This window comes from Brucella cytisi, assembly GCF_038433355.1.
Classification (GTDB): domain Bacteria; phylum Pseudomonadota; class Alphaproteobacteria; order Rhizobiales; family Rhizobiaceae; genus Brucella; species Brucella cytisi.
Window position 1 is genome coordinate 53,213 of sequence record NZ_JBCAUP010000008.1, and the last position, 13,458, is coordinate 66,670.

Below are 13,458 nucleotides of genomic sequence, written 5' to 3' on the forward strand. Positions count from 1 at the left end.
TCACATGAGTGGGGAAAAGTCGCGACACAATCGTGTCATTCTCAAATCGACACCAAGTTTGGAGTTGTCATGTCTAAACGTCCTTCGATCTCTTTCAGCGATTTTGCAGCACCGGAAAAAGGCGTGTCCATCGTCCTCGTCGCCAAGGGCGGCGGCTTTGCGGATGAGGCGGCTCTGGCCGCTGGCGGTACGGAAAAGATCAAGCGTATTGCCGATATTTCCGGCTTCACCGGTGCCCTCGGCAAGACAGCGGAAGCGATCGAAACCACTTCCAGCGGTGTCGACAAGATCGTTCTGGTTGGCGTCGGAGAACCCGGCAAGCTTGGTAATGACGATTGGCTGAAGATCGGCGGTGCTGCGTTTTCACGAATCGGCAAGGCGGAGCGGGCAACGGTAACGCTTGCATTGCCTGAAACCACCATCGCCGGTGATGAGGCTGCAGACCTGGCACTTGGCATGATTCTGCGCTCCTACAAGTTCGAACGCTACAAGACGCGCAAGAACAATGAGGAAAACGGTGATGCGAAACACGCTGCCAAAATCAGCATCTGCGTCGCTGATCCGCATACGGCGAAGCGAGCCTTTGAAGTTGCCGAAGCGGTCGCAGACGGTGTTATCCAGGCGCGTAATCTCGTCAATGAGCCTGCGAACATTCTCGGTCCGGTCGAGTTCGCACAGGAAGCCGAAAAGCTCGAAAAGCTTGGCGTGAAGGTCGAGGTTCTCGGCGAGAAGGAAATGAAGAAGCTCGGCATGGGTGCGCTTCTTGGCGTGGCACAAGGTTCCGTTCGCCCGCCGCGACTGGTTATCATGGAATGGCAGGGCGCGAAGAGCAAGGAAAAGCCGGTTGCTTTCGTCGGCAAGGGCGTGGTGTTTGATACGGGTGGTATCTCCATCAAGCCTGCCGCTGGCATGGAAGACATGAAAGGCGACATGGGTGGGGCGGCAGCCGTCACCGGTCTGATGCGCGCTCTGGCCGGTCGCAAGGCAAAGGTCAATGCCATCGGCATTATCGGCCTTGTTGAAAATATGCCGGACGGCAACGCCCAGCGTCCCGGTGACATCGTCACATCCATGTCGGGGCAGACGATTGAAGTCATCAACACCGATGCAGAGGGCCGTCTGGTTCTCGCCGATGCACTGCACTACACAAATGATCGTTTCAAACCGCGCTTCATCATCAATCTGGCCACCCTTACGGGTGCTGTCATGGTTGCACTCGGTCAGCATCACGCCGGCCTCTTCTCCAATGACGATGAGCTTGCGGACCAGCTTTATGATGCGGGCCAGTTGACCGGTGAAAAGCTGTGGCGCCTGCCGCTCGGCACCGAATACGATAAGATGATTGATTCGAAGTTTGCCGATATGAAGAACAGTGCTGGCCGTTACGGCGGATCGATCACGGCGGCACAGTTCCTGAAGCGCTTTGTCGGCGAGACCCCTTGGGCGCATCTCGACGTTGCCGGAACAGCCATGGGGTCGCCAGCAAACGAGTACAGCCAGACATGGGCTTCCGGCTATGGCGTCCGCTTGCTGGACCGCCTTGTCCGGGATCATTTTGAAAGCTAAAATCTTTTCCAAACAACGGGATGGGTGGAGAAGCGGAATCAATTTCTTCACCCGGTCTCCAAACGGATAGTACATGGCGGAAATTCTCTTCTACCATCTGACGGAATCGACACTAGACGAGGCCTTGCCTGGTCTGGTCGAGCGCTCGCTTGGCCGCGGCTGGCGCGTCACGATCCAGACCGTCAGCGAGGAAAGACGTGATGCGCTGGATGGTTTGCTCTGGACCTTTTCTGATACGTCCTTCGTGGCGCATGGCACCGATAAAGAGCCCCATCCCGCACACCAGCCTGTATTGCTGACGACCAGTGAAGCGAATCTGAATGGAGCGACTGTGCGCTTTCTCGTTGAAGGCGCAGGGCTGGAACAGGTGGACGCCTATGAACGTCTTGTCGTCATGTTCGATGGGCACGATCAGGATCAGCTCGATATTGCCCGAGGGCAGTGGAAAAATTTCAAAGCGGGAAGCCACGATTTGACTTACTGGCAGCAAACGCCCGATCGCCGCTGGGAGCGCAAAGCGTGATGCGTCCGCTATTCATTTTGATGATTGTCGCCGGTTTTGGCCTTGGCATCGGTTATCCTTGGTATATGCGCCATTTCACGGGCAGCGAAATCGGGCGTTGGACCATGCTTGAAAACCGCCAGAACGGCTTCAAGATACAGGAAGTCAGACTGTCGGCGGAAGATGGGCCGGTGCGTGTGTTCATCGATGCAACACCTTTGCCGGGTTACGTGCCGGCGGAAAGGCGCTCGGCAGTGACGCTTGCGGTCAGCCGCGATGGGCAACCGGTTCTCTCCCAGGGACTCGACTTTATCTCGACCAGCGGTTCCATCAATACGGATCGCCCGCAGGATGGCAGTGTTCTGCGTCAGAGCGCCGGGGATATCGATCCAGTCATTCCGGGGCTTTATGCGTTTCGTCTGGTGCAGGGAAACACGGATGGGCTTCAGCTTTCAAAAGCCGATCTCGTATTGCGTCGTGGAGCGGAAACGCCGGACGAGGTCTATACAACCATCGGTCTGATCCTCGGTGCATTCGGTCTTTATGCTTTGATGCGCACACGCTTGCGTCCCCAGAGCTGACCGATGACGATGCTCTGCAAAATTTCCGACAGATTGCTGCTGTTGTTGCTCTCGGCTCTTGCAGCGCTGGTTGCGCTGATACCGCTCGAAAGGCTGGGCCTCTTTGGCTCTTCTTTTGAAGGACAAAGCGGTTACGCCGCCCTTTATTTCGGGTTTCCGGTTCTGACTGTCATTTTCGCGCTTCTCGCGGTGCGGCTCATGCCTCGTCCTCTGCCGGTCGCCATGCGCATCATCGGCTGGGTCGCGCTGGCAATCGTGATTTTCTTGATGTTTGTATAGGGTGCAGTGACTGTAGCGATGGCCGCTTTTAATCCGCCATCGCTTCTTCGTATTCGGTGGAAAGTTCCAGCCACTTGTCTTCAGCATCTGCAAGTGCAGAACGAGCGTCGCTCATGTCCTTGTTGATCCGGATCGCCTTCTGAGGTTCCTTCTCATAAAGGGCCGGATCCTCCAGCTGTGACGAAAAACCTTGAATCTGTTTCTGCAGTTTTTGGATCAAAGATTCGGTTTCCTTGATCTTTTTCTGCAGCGGCGCCATGGCTTCGCGTCTCTGGGCGGCGAGCTTTCGCTGTTCGGCCTTGTTGACCTTGGCGTTATCGTCGCGGTCGGCAGCCGGTTCTCCCTTGGCATCAGCAAGAACAATCTGCCGGTATTCATCGAGATCGCCCTCAAACGCCTTTACGCCACCTTCGCGGACCAGCCAGAGCCTTTCCATTGTAGCTTCGATAAGATGGCGGTCGTGGGCAATCAGGATAACCGCGCCGTTGAAAGCGTTGAGCGCATGCACAAGCTCTTCGCGGCTGTCTATATCGAGATGGTTGGTCGGTTCGTCGAGGATGAGCAGGTTTGGACCATGAAAGGTCGCAAGTCCCATCAAGAGGCGCGCTTTCTCGCCACCGGACAGGTCTTTGGCCGGTGTCAGCATCTTCTCGGTCGACAGGCCCATTTGCGCAACGCGCGCGCGCACCTTCGCTTCCGGTTCCGTCGGCATCAGCTTGCGCACATGCTCGATGGCATTGTCTTCGGGGATCAGATCATCCATCTGATGCTGTGCGAAGAATGCAACTTTCAGGCTCGGCGAAAGCGTAAGCGTGCCTTTTTCCGGTGTCAGGCGACCGGCAATCAGCTTTGCAAGCGTCGACTTGCCGTTACCGTTCGAGCCGAGCAGGGCGATGCGGTCATCATTGTCGATGCGCAAGGTCACATTGCGAAGGACCGGCTTGCCTGGCACATAACCGACATCGGCATTATCAAGCGCGATGACAGGCGATGCAGTCTTTTTGTCAGCGTCTGGAAAACGGAACGGCTGCACATTGCTTTCAATATAAAGCTCGATTGGCTTGAGCTTTTCCAAAGCCTTCATGCGCGATTGCGCCTGACGGGCCTTGGTGGCCTTGGCGCGGAACCGTTCCACGAAGGATTCCATGTGCTTGCGGTGGGCTTCCTGCTTGGCGTGGGCCTTCTGTTGCAATTCCAGCATTTCGTGACGCTGGCGCTCGAACTGATCGTAATTGCCGCGCCAGAAGCTGATCTTCTTCTGGTCGAGATGCATGATCGAGCTGGTCGCCGAGTTCAGAAGATCGCGGTCGTGGCTGATGATGATGACGGTGTGTGGATAACGCTTCACATAGTCGACCAGCCACAGCACGCCTTCAAGGTCGAGATAGTTGGTCGGTTCGTCGAGCAGTAGCAGGTCCGGCTCGGCGAAAAGGACAGCGGCCAGAGCGACGCGCATGCGCCAGCCGCCGGAAAAGGCGGACGCGGGCTGGCGTTGTGCTTCGGCATTGAAACCAAGGCCGGACAGAATGGCACCTGCGCGAGCTTCCGCAGAGTGAGCGTTGATGTCGGCAAGACGGGTATGAATCTCGGCAATGCGGTGCGGATCAGTTGCCGTGTCAGCCTCTTCAAGAAGTGCCGTGCGCTCCTTGTCGGCCTTCATGACGATTTCGATCAGCGCATCCTCAGTGCCGGGCGCTTCCTGCGCCACCTGACCGATACGGGTGTTTTTCGGAAGCGAGATGCTGCCCGTTTCCGGCGCAAGATCGCCCGTGATCACACGAAACAGCGTGGATTTGCCGGTACCGTTGCGGCCCACAAAACCCGTCTTCGATCCCGCAGGCAGCGTTACGCTGGCGTGGTCGATCAGGAGGCGTCCGGCAATTCGTACGGAGATGTCGTCAAGGATAAGCATGGTGAAAGCGCTTTTGCACGGCTTGAAGCGTTTCCGCAAGTATCAACATCAGTCAGGCGAAACGGCGTCCGCCTTCGGTTCGCTGGAATTTTGAGAGGTCGAGCGATGGAGCGTCGTTACCGAGCCGCGTCAATGCTGCGTGGATCTGACCGCGATGATGGGTGTGATGATTGAACAGATGCGCCAGCGAAGGCGCAAGCCGCTGGCTCATCGTGCGCATGTCCGAAACAGTCGTATAGGTAAAACGTCCAGCAAGCTTGTCGGTGTTCAATGAGTCAGTATATCGGCAGATGCGTTCATCTTCGGCATTACGCAGATCGCGCAGCGTGATGAAATTATCGGTGATAATGGCGTCAAGTTGCTTTGGATGGTCACCTTCGCCTGTAAACCGCTTCATCCAGATGCGGTCGGTGACCAGAAGATGGTTGAGCGTGCGATGGACCGAACCGAAGAACAGCCCAAGATCGAGCCGGTATTCCTCGTCGCTCAGATCGGCGGCAGCGGCATAGAGCAGTTCGTTGGCCCAGCGATTGTACCACGCAAACATTTGAAAATGCTGTTCCATATAAGTCCCCCCGCTGCCCGATAGCCTGAATCAGAGTGACATTATCTATGCCTTCAAATTTCCACCGTCTCAAGCTGTCAGGCAGTGTTCGATGTGTTCTAAATTGAACGGCCTCTTGGCAATTCGGCCTATCGACGGTATAGAGCCTCACTTTTCTGAAATCTCCCAGCGAACAAGGTGTCATAATGGCAATCGAACGTACCTTCTCCATGATCAAGCCCGATGCGACCCGCCGCAACCTGACCGGCGCCATCACTGCCAAGCTCGAAGCAGCTGGCCTGCGCGTCGTCGCTTCGAAGCGCGTCTGGATGAGCCTGCGTGAAGCTGAAGGCTTCTATGCTGTTCACAAAGACCGCCCGTTCTTCGGCGAACTGACCGAATTCATGTCTTCCGGCCCGACGATCGTTCAGGTTCTGGAAGGCGAAAACGCCATCGCCAAGAACCGCGAAGTCATGGGTGCGACCAACCCGGCCAACGCTGACGAAGGTACCATCCGCAAGGAATTTGCCCTGTCGATCGGCGAAAACTCCGTGCACGGTTCAGACGCTCCGGAAACCGCTGCAGAAGAAATCGCATACTGGTTCTCGGGCACCGAAATTGTCGGCTAATCCCGCCCGGAATTCAAAGAAAAAGCCCGGTCAGACCGGGCTTTTTTGTTGGGTGGGATGACGCGCAAAAGCAAACCTCAAAGGCTTTGTGAGAGCCTTGCCATCTCTTTCCCTTCGTCATCGAAGAGAACAAGCTTGCCCATGTCGATCTTATAGGATTTAGTTTTGCCGAGCACATCGAGGAACTTGCGTTCCTGGTTCATGAGGGCAGGCGGGCACTGGACATAAGTCGATCCGATATCAGCGAAGGAAATGTTTTCTCCGGTCACGACCGCCTTGCTGAAATAACGGTTGCAGCCGCCTGAGCCACTGACGGCACCGTCGCTCGAAACCGTCAGCGTCGTCTGGGCATTGTCAATCACGCCGCCGCCCTGAATGTCTTCCGCAAGCCAGTCCTTGCCCTCGATGCCGATGGCAACGCCTGCATCACCGCTCTTGCGAACCATCACAACCTTGATTTCTGCCGGTTCTCCCGGGTTCTCCGGATCGATAGCGTAGCGCTCGTCATTGACGAACCAGAGCGTGTCACCTGCTGAAATGCGCGCCTGCAGGGCATAGGTATGACCGGGCTGGATCTGGTCTGTATCAAAATTGATGGCAAACGGGATCGGCGATCCCTGAACGGATTCAATCCGCGTTTCACCAATGACTTTGGACGGGGCATCGGCCAGCGAGATATCGGAGAGCTGAACCGTCAGGTCTGCCTCTGGTGGCAGCGCGATACGCTCACGATACATCACCTTGCCGCTTACGGTTTTTTCCGCAGCAATGCTACTCGTCGGCATAGACGTGGTCAGGAACAAGGCAGCGCCGCCAAGCGCGCCAATACCGACCACGAGTGCCGCAGCAATTGAAAGGGTTTTTGCCAGTCCATTTCGCATCGTCAAAGCCCGAAACTTCCGTTCCCGCACGCGTTATCTGTTGCAAGACAGATGGCACAGATGCGGTTTCCAATCTGTCTTTCATCGTCGCTTGTCAGCGTCTGATTCATCACGCCGACATTAGCGAAATCTTCATGTGAAAATTGTGGCAGCACAAGAACACGCCACCTAAATTAGCCATTATTCTAGGGGGTTAAATAGTTAATTCACGATTAAAATGAGAAATAGAGATCAACAGAACAGCTGACAATCGAAAGATTATGACTGTTTCCAGCGTTCGCGGATCTTCTCGTCTTCCTCTTTGGACGACACCCAGCCACCGACCGAACCATCTGCGAGATGTTCCCGCTTCCAGAAGGGAGCGTCGGTTTTCATGTAGTCCATCAGGTATGAGGCGGCCTCGAAAGCTGCATGTCGATGCGACGACGCTGCGGCCACCAGAACGATGTTTTCGCCTGGTTTGATGAGCCCGTAACGGTGAATGATCGTGAGGGCTGTTATCGGCCAGCGCTCGATGGCCTGTCGGGCGATGCGGGTAATTTCCGCTTCGGCCATACTCGGATAATGCTCCAGTTCCAGAGCAGAAAGCGTGCCGCTTTCATCGCGACAAAGGCCGGTAAAGGTGACGATGGCGCCGATATCCGTGCGCCCTTGTTCAAGCTTGCGCAGTTCTGCCGCCGTATCGAAGTCTTCGCTTCTTATGCCGACGAAAAGTGGGCACCTAGTTTGCCCGCTCATGTCATCCTCCCGTCATGGGCGGAAAGAGCGCAACTTCATCGCCGTCATTCACAAGTTCAACATGCTCTGCATGTTCCTGATTGATTGCTGCGCGGATGACATGTTCGTGCTCGAAGGCGGCTTCATATTCATCACCGCGCGATTTCAGGTGGCTGATCAGATCGCCAACGGTGGTTTTGGGCGAGGGGAGTTCGATTGACTCTTCACCCTTGCCGATTTTCTCGCGCACCCATGCAAAATAGACGAGTTTTACCGTCACTGGATCAATCCATTACGTGTTTGAGGCCCGCCTTGAAGTAATCCCAGCCCGTATAAAGCGTCAGAAGAGCTGATATCCAAAGCAGGACAATACCCATTTCGGTTACATAGGGCACGACTTTGTCACCAGCAGGGCCTGCGAGTAGAAATGCGAGAGCAACCATTTGTGCCGTCGTCTTCCATTTGGCGAGGCGAGAGACGGGAACACTGACTTTGAGTTCGGCAAGATACTCACGCAGACCCGAAACAAGGATTTCGCGACAAAGGATGATGATTGCGGCCCACAGCGTCCAGCCGGCAATTGTACCATCAGCCGCGAGAAGCAGGAGGATGGCGGATACGAGCAGCTTGTCGGCAATCGGGTCCAGCATGCGACCGATGGTCGATGTCTGCTTCCAGATACGGGCGAGGTAACCGTCGAAAAAATCTGTAATGCTAGCGACGATAAACAATCCCAGAGCTGTCCATCGGGCGAAATCGCTCGATTCCAGCCGCCCCTCGACAAAGAAGCACAATACCACAAGGGGAACGGCGATGATCCGGCCGTAAGTGAGGATATTGGGCAAGGAGAGGGTATGATTTTTCTGCATTGTTCCGCCGCGTCGTTGTTAGCGCACATCAACAGGGATGACCGATAAAATCAACACCTGCGAATATGTTCTGCCGGGACCTAATGACGCTTGTGCATAAATCCCGGACAAAATTGCGTCATCTGTCACGAAAATGATCGTGAATCGTCTTGGCCATGGCCTCCGAGATACCTTCAATCTGCATCAGATCGGCAACTGCGGCTCGGGAGACCGCTTTTGCAGTCCCAAAATGGTGCAGCAGGGCACGCTTGCGCGATGGGCCGATTCCCGCAATTTCATCGAGTGGGTTCTTGACCATTTCCTTCTTGCGACGAGCGCGGTGTGTGCCGATTGCAAACCGGTGCGCTTCGTCGCGCAGGCGCTGAATGAAATAGAGCACAGGATCGCGGGGAGGCAGCGTGAAGGCCTGTTTGCCTTCCACGAAGAAACGCTCGCGTCCTGCTTCGCGGTCGACGCCTTTGGCAATACCGATTGCATTGACGAGATGGCTGATTCCAAGCTCACCGAGAATCTGCCTGACTGCACCGACCTGACCTTGCCCGCCGTCGATCAAAATGACATCGGGCCATGCGGGAAACGTATCGATTACTTCTGCATCGGAGGGTTCTTCCGGCGCGCCATGCTCCTTGACTAGGCGTGAGAAGCGCCGCTCGATAACCTCGCGCATCATGCCGAAGTCGTCGCCCGGCGTAATGTCGGTCGAGCGGATATTAAACTTCCGGTACTGGTTTTTGACGAAGCCTTCCGGCCCGGCGACGATCATGCCACCGACGGCATTCGTGCCCATGATATGCGAGTTATCGTAGACCTCAATGCGGCGTGGGGGCTGGGACAGGCCGAAGGTCTCAGCCATGCCTTGCAACAGGCGCGCTTGTGACGATGTTTCTGCAAGCCGCCGCCCAAGCGCCTCTCGCGCATTGGTCAAGGCGTGATCGACAAGGTCTTTCTTCTCTCCGCGTTGTGGAACGTTGACCTGCACCCTATGGCCCGCGCGCGTCGAGAGCGCTTCGACGATAAGCGATTGCTCCTCAACCGTCTCGGACAAGAGAACCAGACGCGGACATGGCTTGTCGTCATAGAACTGGGACAGGAATGCCCCCAGAACCTCTGCCGGGCCGAGCGAACTGTCCGCCTTGGGGAAATAGGCGCGATTGCCCCAGTTCTGGCCGGTACGGAAGAAGAAAACCTGAATGCAGGTCATGCCGCCTTCCTGATGGATGGCGAAAACGTCAGCCTCTTCGACCGTCTGTGGATTGATTCCCTGATGTGATTGCACATGAGAAAGTGCCGCCAGACGATCCCGGTAAACCGCTGCATGTTCGAAATCGAGGTCTGCCGATGCGGCCTGCATTGCCGTTGCAAGGTGGTCTTTTACCGACTGGCTCTTGCCGGACAGAAACGCCTTGGCCTCGTTGACGAGTTCGGCATAGTCCTCATCGCTGATCTCGTGCGTGCAGGGGCCGGAACAACGCTTGATCTGAAAGAGAAGGCAGGGACGGGTACGCGTCTCAAAAACCGAATCCGTGCAGGTCCGCAGCAGGAAGGCGCGCTGAAGCGCGTTGATCGTGCGACCGACAGCACCGGCAGAGGCAAAGGGACCGAAATAGTCTCCCTTGCGGGACCGTGCGCCGCGATGCTTGAAGATGCCGGGTGCCCGATGGTCGCCGGTCAGCAGAATATAGGGAAACGACTTGTCGTCGCGCATCAGCACGTTGAAGCGCGGACGCAATCTCTTGATGAGATTGGCTTCCAGCAACAAGGCCTCGGTTTCCGTCCGGGTGACGACGAATTCCATCGTCACCGTTTCGCGGATCATCCGGGTGATGCGATTCGAATGGCCGATCCCGCGCGCATAGTTGGAAACGCGCTTCTTGAGATTGCGTGCCTTGCCGACATAGAGCACGTCACCATCACTGTTGAACATGCGATAGACGCCCGGATTGTTCGGCAGGCGCTTCACGAAAGCATTGATGATGTCCTGACCGCTCAGGCCTTCAATATCCGGCAGGCCATCCGAAGAATCCCATTGAATGGAATCGGCAGCGGACGGCGAGGCAGGAACGTCGACTATATCGTCGGTCTCGTCATCGTCGTCGGTTTCCGCATCGCCAATGATAATACCGGCCACATCCTGTTCGTCATCAGACGGCAGGTTTACAACGGTATCCTCATTGTTCTTGCGGTTTCCAGTCATTCGGTGATTCCTGCAATATCCGGGGTTTCCCACGCCAGATGCTGTCCGCCATCAAGTGCGATCATCTGGCCGGTAACGGAGCGGCTTTCCCAGAAATAGCGAACAGTACGCCCAAATTCCGGCAATTCCGGCGCACGTTGCAAAAGAAGTTTCTCGACCTGCTGTTCGAAATCGCCTGGCTTCTGCCGCTCGCTCGGCAATGTTGGACCAGGTGCGATTGCATTGACCCGGATCTGCGGTGCAAGCGCCTGCGCCATGGTTCGGGTGGCGTTCCAGAGGGCCGTTTTTGACAACGTGTAGGAAAAGAAGTTCGGATTGAGCTTCCAGACTCGCTGGTCGATGACATTGACGACAAGCGCTTCTTCGCCATCGGGCAGAGCTTTTGCCATTTCTTCAGCCAGCAGGACAGGCGCCTTGAGATGGATGGCAAAGTGCTTGTCCCACAGCGCCATGTCCAATTGGCCGATGCGGTCATCTTCAAAGAGGGATGCATTATTAACGAGGAGCCGGATCGGCCCGATCTGGCGCGATGCATCTTTAACAAGATTCCGAATATCGGATTCGGACGACAGGTCCGCACGCACGACGCAGGCTTTGCCGCCTTGTTCGTTTATGGCGGCCGCAAGGGTGGCGCTTTCATCGATGGAGTGTTTATAGTGTATGGCGACCGGGAAGCCATGGGCGGCAAGGTCTTCGACAATTGCCTTCCCAATGCGCCGTGCGCCGCCGGTGACCAGAACCGGGCATTTAGCAAGCAGGCGAGGCTCTTGATCGTTCAACACGGTAAACACTTTCTTATCGAGATTCTTCAATCGATTTCATGCCATTTCGGTCGGAAGATTGCAGCTAAAAACAGCGCCTGCAATGTTCATAACTGACAAATTTGTAGAGATTTCAGCGACTTCGTTTCACTTCGCCGGACGTTGCCGTCGCTGCAATCGACGTTCCCCCACTATATAGGTGGCTGAAGTCGGCGTTGCGATAATGCAACATCGTATTTTTGCCATGTTCTCGTCAGGTTCTCTCCACAGAAGCGGGCATTTCGTGCCGCAATTACCACCGATATGTCGATCCTGTCAGCGCGGCATGGACGATTTGCTCCCAACATCGCCCGCCCGATAAGGGACCGCGCTAAAGGTAATTTGTGTAAGGAGAATGCTATGCGCACTCTTAAGTCTCTCGTAATCGCCTCGGCTGCGCTGCTGCCGTTCTCTGCGACTGCTTTCGCTGCTGATGCCATTCAGGAACAGCCTCCTGTTCCGGCTCCGGTCGAAATGGCTCCGCAGTACAGCTGGGCTGGTGGCTACACTGGTCTGTACCTCGGCTACGGCTGGAACAAGGCCAAGACCGACACCGTAGGCACCATTAAGCCTGACGATATGAAGGCTGGCGCTTACGCTGGCTGGAACTTCCAGCAGGACCAGTTCGTATACGGTGTTGAAGGCGACGCTGGCTACTCCTGGGCCAAGAAGACCAAGGACGGTCTGGAAGTTAAGCAGGGCTTCGAAGGCTCGCTGCGTGCACGTCTCGGTTACGACCTGAACCCGGTTATGCCGTACATCACGGCTGGTGTTGCCGGTTCGCAGGTCAAGCTCGACAACGGCTTTGACGACGAAAGCAAGTTCCGCGTTGGTTGGACTGCTGGTGCCGGTCTGGAAGCCAAGCTCACGGACAACATCCTGGGCCGCGTCGAATACCGCTACACCCAGTTTGGTAACAAGACCTACGACCTCGGCAACGAATCGGTTCGTAACAAGCTCGACACCCACGACATCCGCGTCGGCGTTGGCTACAAGTTCTAATTATCTGATAATTGAACACGGAAAACCGGGCAGGCAACTGCCCGGTTTTTTGTTGCGTTTTTTAGCTCAGTTGTTCGCAGCATCTGTCAGCCAGTCGCGAAAAGCTGCCATCGCTTGCGTTTCCGTCCGCGATTGTAGCCTTGTCAGCCAGTAGCCGCCCATCGTCACCGTCGTCTCGAACGGCTGGACAATGGTTTCCGACAGCAATTGCCGGGAGAACATCAGTGGCGGGGCAAGCGCAATACCCGCTCCCTGCATGGCCGCTTCCATCATCGCGAGCGACGAATCGAACATGACGCTTCGCGGCAGGGGCATGTCGCCCGTTACGCCTGCTGCCAGAAACCACTGCGTCCATTCGTCGGCCCGGTAGGAGCGGAGCAAAGTATGCCGCGCGAGATCGACAGGTGCCCGCAATTCGTGTGCCAGTTCCGGAATGCAAAGTGGTGACAGGGGCGCCTCCAGCAGTCTGAACGCGTCGATGCCGTGCCAGGCACCGCTGCCGAAACGGATCGCGTAATCCAGTCCCTCCGCTGCAATGTCCACCCGGTTGTTGTTGGTCGAAAGCCGCAGGTCGATGAATGGGTAGCGATTCTGAAAATCGCGCAGACGTGGCAGAAGCCAGCCGACGGCCAAGGTGCCGACCGCACCCACACGCAAGATTTCCCGATAATGCCCCGCTTCGAAACGTTCAAGCGTTCCAGCAATCCTGTCGAATGCATCCTTCAGTGTGGGAAGCAACGTTTCTCCTTCGCTCGTCAGCATCAGTCCGCGGGGCAGGCGCTCGAACAAAGTCACGTTCAGACGGGTTTCGAGGCTTTTGACCTGATGGCTGACAGCCGCCTGCGTGACGCAAAGTTCAATCGCGGCCTTCGTAAAACTCAAGTGACGCGCAGATGCCTCGAAAGCGCGCAGGGAATTGAGCGGGAGATGCGGTCGAACCATGTTGCCCCAAATTTTTCTAATGCCAAATGCTAGATAACGT

15 protein-coding genes are annotated in these 13,458 nt (G+C 56.0%); 6 read left to right on the top strand and 9 right to left on the bottom strand.

Features of this window, described 5'->3' with window-relative positions; genetic code table 11:
- The first annotated feature begins 69 nt into the window (after positions 1 to 69).
- The 4 genes from AAE521_RS09800 (at position 70) to AAE521_RS09815 (ending at position 2,928) form a co-directional block, all read left to right on the top strand.
- The gene (locus AAE521_RS09800; RefSeq protein ID WP_342061226.1) at positions 70 to 1,566 is read left to right on the top strand and encodes a leucyl aminopeptidase; all 1,497 of its coding nucleotides are present in this window, start codon (positions 70 to 72) and stop codon (positions 1,564 to 1,566) included.
- A gap of 73 nt (positions 1,567 to 1,639) precedes the next feature.
- On the top strand, positions 1,640 to 2,089 hold the full coding sequence (locus AAE521_RS09805) for a DNA polymerase III subunit chi (RefSeq protein ID WP_342061227.1): 450 nt from the start codon (positions 1,640 to 1,642) through the stop codon (positions 2,087 to 2,089).
- On the top strand, positions 2,089 to 2,649 hold the full coding sequence (gene bspB / locus AAE521_RS09810) for a type IV secretion system effector BspB (RefSeq protein ID WP_342061228.1): 561 nt from the start codon (positions 2,089 to 2,091) through the stop codon (positions 2,647 to 2,649). Before AAE521_RS09805 ends, bspB begins: the two co-directional genes overlap by 1 nt.
- Before the next feature lie 3 nt (positions 2,650 to 2,652).
- Positions 2,653 to 2,928 (top strand): hypothetical protein, encoded by a 276-nt coding sequence (locus AAE521_RS09815; RefSeq protein ID WP_342061229.1) that lies wholly within the window; start codon positions 2,653 to 2,655, stop codon positions 2,926 to 2,928.
- 28 nt (positions 2,929 to 2,956) lie between these two features.
- On the opposite strand, the gene AAE521_RS09820 is transcribed toward AAE521_RS09815, so the two are convergent.
- Together AAE521_RS09820 and AAE521_RS09825 are read right to left on the bottom strand one after the other, a co-directional pair.
- Complete coding sequence (locus AAE521_RS09820) at positions 2,957 to 4,840, bottom strand: ABC-F family ATP-binding cassette domain-containing protein (protein WP_071631419.1); 1,884 nt, start codon at positions 4,838 to 4,840, stop codon at positions 2,957 to 2,959.
- A gap of 52 nt (positions 4,841 to 4,892) precedes the next feature.
- The gene (locus AAE521_RS09825; protein WP_071631418.1) at positions 4,893 to 5,405 is read right to left on the bottom strand and encodes a DinB family protein; all 513 of its coding nucleotides are present in this window, start codon (positions 5,403 to 5,405) and stop codon (positions 4,893 to 4,895) included.
- Positions 5,406 to 5,590: 185 nt separating this feature from the next.
- On the opposite strand from AAE521_RS09825, the gene ndk reads away from it, so the two are divergent.
- Positions 5,591 to 6,013, top strand: a complete 423-nt coding sequence (gene ndk / locus AAE521_RS09830) for a nucleoside-diphosphate kinase (RefSeq protein WP_010661674.1) — start codon at positions 5,591 to 5,593, stop codon at positions 6,011 to 6,013.
- A 77-nt stretch (positions 6,014 to 6,090) separates the two neighbouring features.
- Here ndk and AAE521_RS09835 read toward each other — a convergent pair whose 3' ends face one another.
- The 6 genes from AAE521_RS09835 to AAE521_RS09860 all read right to left on the bottom strand — a co-directional run bounded on the left by AAE521_RS09835 (position 6,091) and on the right by AAE521_RS09860 (position 11,486).
- Complete coding sequence (locus AAE521_RS09835) at positions 6,091 to 6,894, bottom strand: YbaY family lipoprotein (RefSeq protein WP_342061272.1); 804 nt, start codon at positions 6,892 to 6,894, stop codon at positions 6,091 to 6,093.
- A gap of 258 nt (positions 6,895 to 7,152) precedes the next feature.
- A complete protein-coding gene (locus AAE521_RS09840) occupies positions 7,153 to 7,632 on the bottom strand; it encodes a molybdenum cofactor biosynthesis protein MoaE (protein WP_342061230.1) in 480 nt (159 codons plus the stop codon).
- A gap of 1 nt (position 7,633) precedes the next feature.
- Positions 7,634 to 7,891 carry a molybdopterin converting factor subunit 1 gene (moaD, locus tag AAE521_RS09845; protein WP_342061231.1) on the bottom strand — a complete coding sequence of 86 codons (258 nt, stop codon included), beginning with the start codon at positions 7,889 to 7,891 and terminating at the stop codon, positions 7,634 to 7,636.
- 4 nt (positions 7,892 to 7,895) lie between these two features.
- Positions 7,896 to 8,480 (bottom strand): CDP-diacylglycerol--glycerol-3-phosphate 3-phosphatidyltransferase, encoded by a 585-nt coding sequence (gene pgsA, locus AAE521_RS09850; protein ID WP_010661678.1) that lies wholly within the window; start codon positions 8,478 to 8,480, stop codon positions 7,896 to 7,898.
- 118 nt (positions 8,481 to 8,598) lie between these two features.
- A complete protein-coding gene (uvrC, locus tag AAE521_RS09855; RefSeq protein ID WP_342061232.1) occupies positions 8,599 to 10,674 on the bottom strand; it encodes an excinuclease ABC subunit UvrC in 2,076 nt (691 codons plus the stop codon).
- Positions 10,671 to 11,486, bottom strand: a complete 816-nt coding sequence (locus AAE521_RS09860; RefSeq protein WP_342061233.1) for an SDR family oxidoreductase — start codon at positions 11,484 to 11,486, stop codon at positions 10,671 to 10,673. The genes uvrC and AAE521_RS09860 overlap by 4 nt, the downstream gene beginning before the upstream one ends.
- 348 nt (positions 11,487 to 11,834) lie before the next feature.
- On the opposite strand from AAE521_RS09860, the gene omp25 reads away from it, so the two are divergent.
- Complete coding sequence (omp25, locus tag AAE521_RS09865) at positions 11,835 to 12,476, top strand: outer membrane protein Omp25 (RefSeq protein ID WP_071631412.1); 642 nt, start codon at positions 11,835 to 11,837, stop codon at positions 12,474 to 12,476.
- Between the two features lie 66 nt (positions 12,477 to 12,542).
- Here omp25 and AAE521_RS09870 read toward each other — a convergent pair whose 3' ends face one another.
- Complete coding sequence (locus tag AAE521_RS09870) at positions 12,543 to 13,418, bottom strand: LysR family transcriptional regulator (protein ID WP_071631411.1); 876 nt, start codon at positions 13,416 to 13,418, stop codon at positions 12,543 to 12,545.
- Positions 13,419 to 13,458: the final 40 nt, after the last annotated feature.

Excerpts from the sequence above, each read along its gene's own strand:
- AAE521_RS09815 (WP_342061229.1), top strand. The coding sequence starts at position 2,653 with ATGACGATGCTCTGCAAAATTTCCGACAGATTGCTGCTGTTGTTGCTC.
- pgsA (WP_010661678.1), bottom strand. The coding sequence starts at position 8,480 with ATGCAGAAAAATCATACCCTCTCCTTGCCCAATATCCTCACTTACGGC.
- ndk (WP_010661674.1), top strand. The coding sequence starts at position 5,591 with ATGGCAATCGAACGTACCTTCTCCATGATCAAGCCCGATGCGACCCGC.
- AAE521_RS09870 (WP_071631411.1), bottom strand. The coding sequence starts at position 13,418 with ATGGTTCGACCGCATCTCCCGCTCAATTCCCTGCGCGCTTTCGAGGCA.
- bspB (WP_342061228.1), top strand. The coding sequence starts at position 2,089 with ATGCGTCCGCTATTCATTTTGATGATTGTCGCCGGTTTTGGCCTTGGC.
- omp25 (WP_071631412.1), top strand. The coding sequence starts at position 11,835 with ATGCGCACTCTTAAGTCTCTCGTAATCGCCTCGGCTGCGCTGCTGCCG.
- AAE521_RS09800 (WP_342061226.1), top strand. The coding sequence starts at position 70 with ATGTCTAAACGTCCTTCGATCTCTTTCAGCGATTTTGCAGCACCGGAA.
- AAE521_RS09825 (WP_071631418.1), bottom strand. The coding sequence starts at position 5,405 with ATGGAACAGCATTTTCAAATGTTTGCGTGGTACAATCGCTGGGCCAAC.
- uvrC (WP_342061232.1), bottom strand. The coding sequence starts at position 10,674 with ATGACTGGAAACCGCAAGAACAATGAGGATACCGTTGTAAACCTGCCG.
- AAE521_RS09820 (WP_071631419.1), bottom strand. The coding sequence starts at position 4,840 with ATGCTTATCCTTGACGACATCTCCGTACGAATTGCCGGACGCCTCCTG.
- AAE521_RS09840 (WP_342061230.1), bottom strand. The coding sequence starts at position 7,632 with ATGAGCGGGCAAACTAGGTGCCCACTTTTCGTCGGCATAAGAAGCGAA.
- AAE521_RS09805 (WP_342061227.1), top strand. The coding sequence starts at position 1,640 with ATGGCGGAAATTCTCTTCTACCATCTGACGGAATCGACACTAGACGAG.
- AAE521_RS09835 (WP_342061272.1), bottom strand. The coding sequence starts at position 6,894 with ATGCGAAATGGACTGGCAAAAACCCTTTCAATTGCTGCGGCACTCGTG.